This is a genomic window from Streptomyces sp. SN-593 (assembly GCF_016756395.1).
Lineage (GTDB): Bacteria > Actinomycetota > Actinomycetes > Streptomycetales > Streptomycetaceae > Actinacidiphila > Actinacidiphila reveromycinica.
Genome location: NZ_AP018365.1, coordinates 5881146 through 5892729, shown reverse-complemented (window position 1 = coordinate 5892729; position 11584 = coordinate 5881146). Strand labels below are relative to the sequence as shown.

Annotated in this window: 7 protein-coding genes; 1 reads left to right on the top strand and 6 read right to left on the bottom strand. The window is 75.2% G+C overall.

The features are described from left to right. The 3 genes from RVR_RS25155 to RVR_RS25145 form a co-directional block, all read right to left on the bottom strand. Positions 1-918, bottom strand: coding sequence for a thioesterase domain-containing protein (locus tag RVR_RS25155; protein ID WP_202236195.1), 918 nt, complete (start codon positions 916-918; stop codon positions 1-3). Next, positions 905-1168: an acyl carrier protein gene (locus tag RVR_RS25150; protein WP_202236194.1), complete on the bottom strand. Its 264-nt coding sequence runs from the start codon at positions 1166-1168 to the stop codon at positions 905-907. The genes RVR_RS25155 and RVR_RS25150 overlap by 14 nt, the downstream gene beginning before the upstream one ends. Positions 1169-1626: 458 nt before the next feature. Further along, positions 1627-3522: a BTAD domain-containing putative transcriptional regulator gene (locus RVR_RS25145; RefSeq protein ID WP_272933107.1), complete on the bottom strand. Its 1896-nt coding sequence runs from the start codon at positions 3520-3522 to the stop codon at positions 1627-1629. Between the two features lie 691 nt (positions 3523-4213). Here RVR_RS25145 and RVR_RS25140 point away from each other — a divergent pair. Beyond that, positions 4214-7195 (top strand): helix-turn-helix transcriptional regulator, encoded by a 2982-nt coding sequence (locus tag RVR_RS25140; protein WP_202236192.1) that lies wholly within the window; start codon positions 4214-4216, stop codon positions 7193-7195. Between the two features lie 225 nt (positions 7196-7420). Here RVR_RS25140 and RVR_RS25135 read toward each other — a convergent pair whose 3' ends face one another. From RVR_RS25135 to RVR_RS25125, 3 genes are read right to left on the bottom strand one after another with little or no spacing between them, the layout of a single operon-like run. Continuing rightward, positions 7421-8662, bottom strand: a complete 1242-nt coding sequence (locus RVR_RS25135; RefSeq protein ID WP_202236191.1) for a 3-deoxy-7-phosphoheptulonate synthase class II — start codon at positions 8660-8662, stop codon at positions 7421-7423. Positions 8663-8671: 9 nt separating this feature from the next. Next, on the bottom strand, positions 8672-10819 hold the full coding sequence (locus RVR_RS25130; RefSeq protein ID WP_272933106.1) for an anthranilate synthase family protein: 2148 nt from the start codon (positions 10817-10819) through the stop codon (positions 8672-8674). Beyond that, entirely contained in the window at positions 10816-11487 is a 672-nt protein-coding gene (locus tag RVR_RS25125; RefSeq protein WP_202236190.1) for an isochorismatase family protein, read from the bottom strand. The genes RVR_RS25130 and RVR_RS25125 overlap by 4 nt, the downstream gene beginning before the upstream one ends. Positions 11488-11584 lie beyond the last annotated feature (97 nt).

Genomic DNA, 11584 nt, shown 5'->3' with positions numbered 1-11584 from the left:
TCAGCGGGGCGGTCGGACCACTTCGGCGATGGCCGCCGCGGCGTCGGGGCGGATCAGCATCGTGTAGTGGTCCCCGGGAGCGGGCCGGCGCAGGTCGAGGCCGTGCGGCGCCAGCTCCTGCCAGCCGAGCGTGTCGTCGCCCAGGATGAGGCTGTGCGTGGCCTTGATCAGGGCCAGCGGCACGGACGAGGGCACAGGCCGGTGGGTGGCGGTCAGCCGGTTGTTGCGCAGCAGCCCGTCGACGTAGGTGTCGTACAGCTTGCGCAGTCCCGGCAGCGGGGTGCCGGCGGCCAGGGCGCCGCAGTCGACCGCCGCGTCGAGGATGCGCACCAGCCCGGTGTCGATGTCGAGTCCCGCGGTGCCGCCGGGGCCGAGCGAGACCGTGCGGTTCCGCTTGGCGCCGAGGTACATCGCGAACCAGCGCAGCAGCATGGGCGGGTCGAGCGCGTCGTCGGCCTGCTGGTAGGCATCGGTCGGGGCGATGCTGTCGAGGAGCACCAGCCGGTCCGGGCGTTCGGCCGGCTCCAGTTCCTCGGTCATCGACTGTGCGAGCACGCCGCCGAAGGACCAGCCGGCGAACGTCGTCCGCGCCGCCCGCGGCCCGGCGGCCCGGTCGGCGCGGAGCTCCTCGGTGAGCCGCGCGACGAGCGAGGCGACGGTCAGGTCGCTGTGGCCGCCGGACAGCGCCGCCTCGAAGTACGCCGGGACGCCGGCCAGGTCGAGCACGGCGAACCCGGTGTCCGCCGGCAGCGCGTCCGCGACCCCGCTCCACACGCCCGAGGGCAGGGCGCCGGGGTGGACGGCGTAGACGCTGTGCCCGCCGGGCGGCGTGGGCCGGTGCCGGCGGACGATCGGCGGTGCCTCGGGACGGGGAGCGGCTCCCCGCGGGTCAGGGCGGCGGGCCCTAGGCGGAGGCACGCTGCGCGACCTCCTCGGCGAGGTGGGCCGCCAGGTCCTTGATGGTGGGGTGGTACCACAGCGCCGTGGTCTGGAGTTCGAAGCCGAGCCAGTTCTCCATCTCGCCGGCGAGGATCAGCGCCTCGGTGCTGTCCAGGTCGAGTTCGTCGAAGTACTGCTCCGGCGGAACCGCGGACGGCTCCACACCCAGGCGGTGGGCAATCTTATCGATCAGCCAGTCCTGGGCTTCCTGGGTCGTGATGTTCCCCATTCCATTCCCTTCCCGACGACTTGAGTTTCCCGGTGGTCCGCACGCCGGACCCGTCGGCCGTGGAATGCCCGGACCCCGTGACGTGTTCGCGGGGTGCGGATATGCCGACGGCCGAATTCGGGGGGCGCCCGCAGTTCGGGACAGTAGGCGGGAGGTCTTCTCCTGGGCAACCGACGACGAACCGGGAAACACGTCCTCCGTGCCCCGTGCATAATCATTCGGTGCGGATGGAAACCAACCACCCACACTGAGCTGGGAGAATGTCGCGAAGCGGGCGATCAGGGGTTCCGCTGTCAGCATCGCGCAAGGGTGTCAGCGAATCTGTCAGCGCGTGTCAGCGGCCATCAGCGCGCACCGCGGAGAACTCCGGCCGGGGTTCCACTTGGCGCGCGCGCCGACCCGGCGCGCCGGCTCCGTCCGCGTCGTGCGCGCGGCGCCGCGGACGGCGGCGGGCGCCGCTACGAGCCCGCCGCCGCGCGGCCGGGGTGTCCGCCGGGGCCGTTGGCGCCCGCGTCCCCGTCGGAGCGGGAGGGCGACCGGCGCTGCCGGGACTGCACCTGCCGGACCGTGGTGGTGCGCACCCACTCCCGGATCGACGCGTTGGGCCGGGCGGCGAGTTGGGCGGCGGTGTGCCGCAGGGCCAGCGGGCGGCGGCCGCAGACCTCCGCGAGCGCCGCCGTGGCCTCGGGCTCGGCGGCGGTGCGCGAGGCCCCCAGGAAGGCGTCCAGCAGTTCGCGCGCCTCGGTGACCGACAGCACGTCGAGCTCCAGCGGGGTGGCGCCGTTGCGCACCACCAGGTCGGGCAGCGGGTGCTGGCTGGTGACGAGCACCAGGTTCCCCGGGGTGCCCGGCAGGAGCGGCCTGACCTGCGCGGAGGTGCCCGCGTCGTCGAGCAGCACCAGGACGTAGCGGCCGGCGAGCAGGGTGCGGAAGAGCGCGGAGCTCTCCGCGAGGTCGGCGGGTATCCGGTCCTTGGCGACCCCGAGCGAGCGCAGGAAGCTGCCGAGCACGCTCAGCGGCTCCAGGGGCTCGCCGACCGCCGCGTCGCCGCCGCGCAGGTCGGCGTAGAGCTGGCCGTCGGGAAACCAGTCGTGCGTCTCGTGGGCCCAGTGCACCGCCAGCGCGGTCTTGCCCTGCTCGGGCGGGCCGTAGACGGTCGCGATCGCCACCGCCGTCTGGTCCCTGCGCTGGCGGGCCAGCAGCCGGTCGAGCGCGGCCATCTCCGCCCGCCGGCCGACGAACGGCCTGACCACGGGCGGGATCTGGGCGGGTGAGGTGGCGGAGCGGACCGGCGGCGAGGTCTGCACCGGCGCGGCCCGGTCGGGGCCGCCGCGGGCGCGGGCCGGCCGGGCCGGACCCTCCTCGCCGGGCTGGGCGAGGATGCTGCGGCGCACCGCCCAGATCTCCTCGCTCGGCTCCACCCCCAGCTCCTCGTGGAACTGCTCGCGCAGGTCGCTGAAGAGCCGCAGCGCGGCCGCCTTCTGGCCCGACCCGGCCAGTGCCAGCATCAGCCGGCCCTGCACCCCTTCGTGCAGGGGCTCCTCGTACGCGGCGGCCATCAGCTGCTTGACCACGACGGCGTGCCGCTTCTGGCACAGCGCCAGGTTCGCGAACTCGATGACCATGTCGAAGCGGTGCTGGCCGATCGCGACCACCACCGGGTGCTGGCGCAGCGCGGGCACGTCCTCCAGCACCGGGCCGCGCCAGTACTGGAAGGCGCGCCCGAACAGCTCCAGCGCCAGCGCCGGTTCGCTCTCCCGCACGCCCAGGGCCTTGGCGGTGTACTCCTCGAAACGCAGCAGGTCCAGGCCGGCCGGCTCGGCGGACAGCGAGTAGCCGCCGCGCACCGTGGTGACCCGGCGGTGGTCGCCGCGCCCGCCGGGGCCGCCCTCCAGGGTGCGGCGCAGCCGGGCCATGTAGGTGTGCAGCAGGCCCAGCGAGGAGGGCGGCGCCTCGCCGCTCCACAGCACCTCGGTCATCTCGGCCTGGCTGACCACGCGGTTGGGCTGGATGGCCAGCAGGCCGAGCAGGGTGCGCTGCTTCAGAGGCAGTTCGACCGGCTGGCCCTCGCAGGAGACGGTCAGCGGCCCCAGCACCCGGATGTCGTGCGTGTCGCCGCCGGCCGGCCGCGCGGGGCCCTCGCCGCCGGTGCGCCAGGGCGCGTCCGCGAGGTCGAGCCCGACGGCCTCGGCCAGCCGGTCCAGCGAGTGGCGTCGGGGCTGGGCCACCTTGCCCGACTCGATGTAGCGCAGTGCCCGGACGCTCATGCCGGCCCGGCGGGCGACGTCGTTCTGCGTCAGCCCGGCGGTCAAGCGGGCCTCACGCAGAACAGCACCCCATAAAGCCCCACTCATACCCAGAAGCCTCCCCGCGGAAACGGTTCACCCCGTCTCCGAATTACTGGTCATGACGCGTGGTCCCGTCGAGCATATCGAGGTGATCTGTGGCGTCATCATGGCGTCGATACCCGCGATCTTGGCTTTCGGGCCCGCCTTGTCACGCACCGTATCCATGACGATACGTCGGCGTGACGGACGTGACCAGAGTGCCTGACGTGCTTCCTTCCGCCCCGCGCGCTCACCTAAGGTGATGCCGGGGAAAGATCGGTGCACAGCCCCGCGCACACCGGCGCACGTCCCGGATTCGGGGCCCGTCGCACCGCCCGGGGGCCGCCCCGGGGACTCCGGAAGGGCCCTCGGCGCTGACACGGCGTCCGGGTCGCCGGACGGCCGGCGCGCGGCCGACTGCCTGTCCGGGTGTCAGAATTTCCTCCTCCTCTTGCCGACCGGCCCCGCGCCGCCCCCCGTCCACCGAGGCCAGGCCGCCATAACGGCGCGGGAGACGGGCGCCAGAACGGGTACAGGTACGCTCCCAGCGTTTCGCTTACCGTTCCTGTGACCTCATGACCAGAAAATGTGAGCGAGTCAGCGGAATTCAGCGGATGGAAATGACCAGTTCACATCGGTGTGACACTCGGCAATTAAGGGCCGTAGGGGCATGGGGAACTTGACCGGATCGGCGTCTTTCAGCGGGGAGTGCAGCAGAATGCCGGTGGATACCGGGCACGACTGGCCGATGATCGCGCGGGAAAGGGAACTGGCCGCCGTAGAGGCCGCCGTCGACCACGGCGGCGGGGTCCTGCTGGACGGGGACCCGGGCATGGGCAAGAGCCGGCTGCTGGAGGCGGCCCTGGAGCGGGCCGCCGCGGCCGGCCGGAGCGTCGTCGCGGTGGGCGGGGCGTGGCGCGGAGCGCAGGAGGGCGGTGCTCCGGTCGAGACCTTCGCCACGCTCGCCGACTGCCTCGACCGGCTCGGCACGCTGCCGCGGCAGGCGTCGCCGCCGCAGCGGCCCCTGGTGGGGCTCGACGACGCCCACCTCGTGGACGAGGCGTCCGCCGCCCACCTCTACCGGCTGGCCGTCGCGGGGCAGTTGGGCGTCGTCACCGCCGTCCGCAGCGGCGCCCCGGCGCCGGCCTCGATCGACAAGCTGTGGGTCACCCGCCTGGTGGAGCGGATCGAACTGGGTCCCTTCGACCGGGCCGAGGTGGCGCGCGCGCTGCACGGCCGGCTGGAGGGGCACATCGACGCCGCCACGCTGGAGCGGCTGTGGACCAACACCGGCGGAAGCCCGCTGATACTGCGGGAGTTGGTGGAGCACTCGCTCGCCGACGAGTCGCTGCGGCAGGTGGACGGGATGTGGCGCTGGCAGGGCCTGGCCGAGCCGCCGACCCGGCGGCTGGCCGCCGTGGTCCACCTGGGGCTGCGCGACCTGGACCCCGACGAGCAGGAACTGGTCAACATGCTCGCCCTCGCGGAGCCGCTGGAGGCGGACATCGCGGCCCACTTCGACCTCTCCCAGGCCGCGGAGTCGCTCAACCTGCGCGGCGTGGTGGCCGTGGAGCGCACCGGCCACCGGCTCCGGCTTCGGCTGGCCCTGCCGCTCAGCCGGGTGGTGGTGGCCGCGCGGATGTCCGACCTGACCGCGCGGCGGCTGCGCCGCCAGATCGCCGAGTGGATCGAGAGCACCGGAGCGCGCCGGGCGGACGACCAACTGCGCCTGATCACCCTGCGGTTGGACGCCGGACTGGTTCCCGGGCCGGAGCAGTTGCTCGGCTTCGCGCACACCGCCTTCCAGCGGCAGGACTTCGCCCTCGCCGAGCGGCTGTGCCGGCTCGCGCTGGACGGCGCGCGCGGCCGGGCCCCCTACGAGCGGACCGGATGCGACGCGGCCGGTTTCGACGGCGGCGGTTTCGACGGCGGCTTCGAGGCGCCCGGCGCCGGGGCCGCGGTGGGCGAGCACGGCGAGGCCGGCCGGGACTGGGACGCGCTGCCCCCGCTCGGTCCGCCGACGTTGCGTCCTTTTTCACGCCGTGTTTCAACGCGCGTAGCACCTGGTGGGCAGGGAGCGGACGGCTCGCCCGACGACGTCGCCGCGGCGCTGCTGCTCGGCCGGATCATGGCCGGTCAGGGCCGCCACACCGAGGCGGAGCGGGTGTTCGCCAGCGTGATGGACGGCGACTGCCACGCCCCGGCCGAGGACCTCCTCGCCGCCGTGCGCGCCCGTGCGGCCAACCTCGCGGAGGGGCTGCGCCGGCTGGAGGACGCCGCGGACGTGCTGGACAAGGCGATCGCCGCGGTCGGCTCGGAGCGGGCCCTGCCCCTCCAGGGCTACCGCGCGGTCATCGCGATCCTCGCCGGCCGGCTGCGGCACGCCGTCGAGATCGGCGACGAGGTACTGCCCGCGGAGCCGGCCGACTCCCGCGTCACGCAGGAGCTGCTGCCCGCGGTGGCCTTCGCGCGGGTGGAACTCGGCGATCCCGCGGCGGCGCTGGAGCAACTGGCCGCCTGCCGGGACCGGGTGGACGGCTGGGAGGACGACGCCCAGTTGCGCTACTTCGTACTGCTGGCGCGCTGCTCCTTCCTGATGGGCGACATCGGCGGTTTCGCCGCCGCGCTGGAGGCGATCCGCCGGCACAGCGCCGGCGACGACCAGGAACGCCAGCTACACGTCGCGGTGTTACGGGCGCGGCTGTACCGCAACTTCGGCCGGACCGACGAGGCGATCGCGCTGCTGCGCGACGCGGGCGCGGTCCGCGGCCGCGGCGACTGGCTGGCGATGCCGGCCTGGACGCTGGCCCAACTGGCCGGCGTGCTCGCCCAGTCCGGCCAGCACAGCGACGCGCTGCGCACCCTGGTGGAGGCGCGGCAGATCCAGAGCGAGGCGGCGGCACACCCGGTCGCCGCCGACGACATCGCGCTGGAGCGCGCGCTCGTGCTCGCCTGGTCCGGCGACCGGTCCGGGGCGGTCAGCCAGGCCCTCGCGGTGTCCAAGCGGGCCGTGGCCGGACAGCGCCCCGCGACGGCGGTGTCCGCGCTGCACCTGGCCGCGCGCATCTCGCAGAGCGTGTCGGTCACCGCCCAGGCCGAACGCCTCGCCGCCTGCACCACGTCGGAGTTGGCACGCTTACAGGCCGACCACATCCGGGCGCTCGCCGCCGGCGACGGCGACGCCCTCGCCTCGGTGTCCGTACGGTTCCGGGTCTGGGGCGCGCTGCCGCTCGCGGCGGAGGCGGCGGCGCAGGCCAGCCGCGCGTACCGGGCGACAGGCCGGCGCCGCAAGAGCCGCGAGGCGAGGACCGCCTGCCACGGCATCCTCGCCGACTACGGCGGCAGCCTGCCGCCGTGGCTGGTCATGGAGCCGCGGCGGGACAGCGCGACCGCCCAACTGACCACCAGGGAGCGGGAGGTCGCCGCGCTCGCCGCGACCGGACTGTCCAACCGCGACATCGCCGGCCGGCTGGTGGTCTCCGTGCGCACCGTGGAGAACCACCTGCACCGCGTCTACCACAAGCTGGGCGTCACCGCGCGGGCCGAACTCGCCCGGGTGCTCAGCCAGGCGGAGGTCCCCGAGCCGGTGCTCATCCGCGAGGCCCGGGGGGGCACGCCCGCCGCCGGCCCCGACCGCCGTCCCGGTACCGAGCCGCACTGCGCGGAGTGCGCCCGGCTGAACGGCTGGGCGGCCTCCTGAGACGCGGCCGCCGGCCCGCGTGGGCACTGCCGGCCGGCGGTGCCCACGCGGGCCGGTGGCGATCAACGGCGCTCGCGGACCGGCGACAACCGGCGGGGCTCGCAAGGCGGCGGCCACGGGCGGGTGCGCGGGCCGGCGGTACGCACGGAACGGACGGGCGCGCACGGCAGACGTGGTGGGGTCCCGCACCCGGGACCCCACCACGAAGCGCCGCGCGACCGGCGGCTACCCGACCGGCACCCGCGTCCGCTCGGCGACCAGCCCGGCGATCAGCCGACCCATCTCCAGCGACTGCGAGCGGTTGAGCCGCGGATCACACGCCGACGCGTAGCGCCAGGGCAGGTCGGCGAAGGAGACCCCCGCCCCGCGCGCGGAGCCGGCGCCTCCGCCGACGCACTCGGTCACCTCGTCGCCGGTCAGCTCCAGGTGCACCCCGCCGGGGTGGGTGCCCAGCATGGCGTGCACCTCGAAGAACCCGGCGATCTCGTCGTAGACGTCGTCGAAGTGCCGGGTCTTGTGGCCGGTCGGCGCCTCGAAGGTGTTGCCGTGCATCGGGTCGCACACCCACGCCACCGGCGCACCGGTCTCCGCGACCGCCGCCACCAGGTCGGGCAGCACCTGGCGCACCTTGCGGGCCCCGACCCGGATCACGAACGTCAGCCGGCCGGGCCGGTGTTCGGGGTCGAGCCGGCGCACCAGTTCCTTCAGCTCGCCCGGTCGGGCGGTCGGGCCGATCTTCACCGCCACCGGGTTGGCGATCCCGGCCAGGAACGCGATGTGCGCGTCGTCCAGCCCGCGGGTGCGCTCCCCCGCCCAGATCAGGTGGCCGGACGTCGCGTACGCGCGTCCGGTGGCCGGATCGGTGCGCCGCAGCGGCAGTTCGTAGTCGAGCAGCAGGCCCTCGTGGCTGGCGAAGACCTCGCGGCTGGCCGCGCCGCGCGCCGAGGCCAGGTACGCGCTCATCAGGCCGAGCGTGGTCCGTGCGGCGTCGTAGGCCGCCAGCAGTCGGCGCGGGTCGGGGGCGCGGTCGGCCGCGGTGAACGCGGCGCCGTTGACCGCGTCGCCGCGGTAGGCGGGCAGCGTGCGGCCGCCCCTGGTCTCCGTGGGCCTCGACCTCGGCTTGGCGTACTGCCCGGCCAGGCGGCCGACGGTCACCACGGGCAGGCCGGCGGCCTGCTCCAGCGCGCCCGCCATCCGCAGCAGCGTCTGCGCCGTGCCGTGCACCGCGCCGGGCGTCGCGCGCCGGAACTCCTCGGCGCAGTCGCCGCCCTGGAGCAGGAACGCCTCGCCGCGGGCGACCGCGGCCAGCCGCTCGCCGAGCCGGTCGCACTCGTGGGCGGGCACCAGCCCGGGCAGGGCGCCGAGTTCGGCGCGCACCGCGCGCACCCGCCCGGGGTCGGGCCAGTCGGGTTGTTGCGCGGCGGGCAGGCCGTCAGGCGCGGCCGGGCCGGCGTGAGTGGGCGTCATGTCGCGGTCTCACCTCTTCACTGTGGCACGGGACGCGGTGGCGGGCGCGCCGACCGCCGCGGGCTCGGTGTCCAGGAGGCCGGACAGCAGCCGGCCGAGCAGGTCGTGCCCGTTGCGGGTCATCACGGACGCCGGGTGGAACTGGAGCGAGCAGAAGCCGTCGCCGCGCAGGGCGTGCACCTCGCCGCTCACCGGGTCGCGGGAGACCTGGACCGGGCCGGGCCGAAGGTGCCTGGCGCGGAAGGCGTCGGCCTCGCTGACCGCGGCGAAGGTGTTGTAGAAGTAGACCAGTTCGCGGCTGCCGAGCACGTCGACCTCGCGCTGGACGCCCTGGTTCGGCACCTCCTTGCGGATCAGCGGCAGGCCGAGCAGGCCGCTGAGCACCTGGTGGCCGAGGCAGACCGACAGGAACGGGGTGCCGCGGTCGGCCAGCACCCGGGTGACCGCGCGCAGGTGCGCGATCTTGGGGTGGCGGGTGTCGCGCGGGTCGCCGGGCCCGGGGCCGACGATGACCAGGTCCGCGGCGTCGAGCCCGTACGGCTCGTCGAAGCGCCGGACCTCCGCGGTGCAGCCGAGGCCGCGCAGCAGCGTGGCGCCCATCGCGGTGAAGGTGTCCTCCGCGTCGATGATGAGCACCCGGCGCCCGTCGAGCCGCGGCCACCGGCGGCCGCGGGACTGCGGCGGCGCCTGCCAGAACGGCGCCAGCGGCTCGTTGCGGGCGGCCAGCGAGCTGCGGATCTCGCCGATCCGGCCGTCCCAGGCGGGCCCGGACGTCCAGTGCCCGGCACCGGCCGGGGCGGCGGCGGGCGCGGCCGAAGGGGCGCCGGCGGCGGCCGGGTCCGTGCCCCGGTCCTCCCCCGCCGGCGTGCCGCCGGGCGTCCCGGTGCCCTCCGCCGCGCCGTCGTGCAGCGCGGCCAGCAGTCCGGCGGCCTTCGCCCTGGTCTCCACGGCCTCGGCCGCCGGGTCGGAGTCGCGGACCAGCGTGGCGCCGACGCTCATCCGCAGCCGGCCCTGCGTGTCGATGTCCGCGGTGCGGATGAGGATGGCCGAGTCCATCTCCCTGCGGCCCGTGGCGTCCCTGCCGATCAGGGCGGCCACGCCCGCGTAGTAGCCGCGGCCCTCGGGCTCGTACCGGGCGATGGCGCGGCAGGCGCTCTCCAGCGGGCTGCCGGTGACGGTGGGCGCGAGCAGCGTCTCGCGCAGGATGTCCCGCACGTCGTGGGAGGTGCGGCCCTCGATGAAGTACTCGGTGTGGGCGAGGTGGGTCATCTCGCGCAGCCGCGGGCCGAGTACCTGGCCGCCCTGCTCGCAGACCCGGCTCATCATCTTCAGTTCCTCGTCGAGCACCATGTACAGCTCGTTGGTCTCCTTGCGGTCGGCGAGGAAGTCCAGCACCCCGGCGGCCGTGGGGCCGCCCGGCGGGTAGCGGTAGGTGCCGCTGATCGGGTTCATCACCGCGGTGCCGCGGCGCAGCGTGATGTGCCGCTCCGGGCTGGCGCCGACCAGGGTGCGCTCGCCGGTGTGCACCAGGAACGTCCAGTACTGGCCGCTGGTGCGCCGCAGCAGCCGGCCGTAGTAGGCGAGCGCGGCCGGCACCGACCAGCCGTCGATCCGGCTGAGGTAGGTGCGCTTGAGCACGAAGTTCGCGCCGGCGCCGGTGCCGATCTCCTCGGTGACGATCCGGCGCGCGGTCTCGGCGTACGCCTCGTCGTCCAGGTCGAAGCGGGCGTCGCGGACCTGGATCGGGTGCGCCTGGCTGCTGGGGAGCGCGGCGAGCAGGTCGTCCAGCGGGAGCGAGGACTGCTGCTCGATCCGGATCGCCTGCATCGGGGTGCCGTCGTCCACGTGCGCGAAGCCGCGCTCGGCGATCTGCCGGAAGGGCATCAGCACCAGTAACTCGTGGCGGCCCGGGGCGGTGTGCGCGTTCAGCGGCAGGTCGGCCAGTTCGGCGTGGCTGCCGATCGGGCCGGTCAGCAGGTCCACCAGGGGGCCGGCGCCGGGACGGCCGGACTCGGGGCGGTGCAGCAGCGCGAAGGGCTCGCCGTCGTTGCCGGCCGTGATCCGGGCGAGCATGGCGCGCGGGTCGGCGGCCGGGGCGGCCGGCCGGGTGGCGGCGGCCGGGTCGCTCGGGGCGGCCTGGGGGGTCGGGGCGGTCATGCCGGGTCGCCTTCCAGCGAGCGGGCGGGCAGGGCGGACAGCAGCGCCGAGGTCGGCAGCACCATCGCGCAGCGCGTCGCGGCGTACTCCAGGCTCATCCGGTGGTGGGCCGCGGAGAAGTCGGCGACCGCGTCGCCGGCCAGGAAGGTGCGGATGCCGTGCGCGCAGCCCTCCGCGGCCGTCTGGAGGATGCCGACGTGGGCGTAGACCCCGCACACCACGAGCTGGTCGCGGCCGGAGGCGCGCAGCGACTCCAGCAGCGGGGTGCGGAAGTAGGCGCTCGGCCGCCACTTGACGAGCACCGTGTCGTCCGGGCGGGGCTCCAACTCGTCGATGATGGCGCGGTGTTCGGGGTTGGCGTCCATGCCCGGACCCCAGAAGTCCATCAGCAGCCCACGGTCCTCGGGCGTCATCCCGCCGGGCTGGGCGGTGTAGTGGACGGGCACGCCCGCCGCCGCGGCGGCCTCGCGCAGCGCCACGCAGTTGCGCACCAGGTCGGCGCGCAGCGAGCGGCCCTCGGGGATCGGGCGCAGGAAGTACCGCTGCATGTCGTGCACGAGCAGCACCGCGCGGTCCGGGTCGAGCGTCCAGGACGCGGTGTTCTCCGGCAGCGCCGCCGGGGACGGCATGGGGTACGGGGTGATCTCGGGGATGACGGGTCTCGCCATGGGTGGCCCTTCCTGGGCGGGGTCGGCGATACGGGTGGGGGCCGCGGCCGCCGTGCGCGGAGGCGGAACGGCGGCCGCGGCCGGGGGCCCGGCGCGG

Bases quoted from the DNA above. Each gene is read 5' to 3' on its own strand.
- RVR_RS25150 (WP_202236194.1), bottom strand. From the start codon at position 1,168: ATGGGGAACATCACGACCCAGGAAGCCCAGGACTGGCTGATCGATAAG.
- RVR_RS25145 (WP_272933107.1), bottom strand. From the start codon at position 3,522: ATGAGTGGGGCTTTATGGGGTGCTGTTCTGCGTGAGGCCCGCTTGACC.
- RVR_RS25140 (WP_202236192.1), top strand. From the start codon at position 4,214: ATGCCGGTGGATACCGGGCACGACTGGCCGATGATCGCGCGGGAAAGG.
- RVR_RS25135 (WP_202236191.1), bottom strand. From the start codon at position 8,662: ATGACGCCCACTCACGCCGGCCCGGCCGCGCCTGACGGCCTGCCCGCC.
- RVR_RS25130 (WP_272933106.1), bottom strand. From the start codon at position 10,819: ATGACCGCCCCGACCCCCCAGGCCGCCCCGAGCGACCCGGCCGCCGCC.
- RVR_RS25125 (WP_202236190.1), bottom strand. From the start codon at position 11,487: ATGGCGAGACCCGTCATCCCCGAGATCACCCCGTACCCCATGCCGTCC.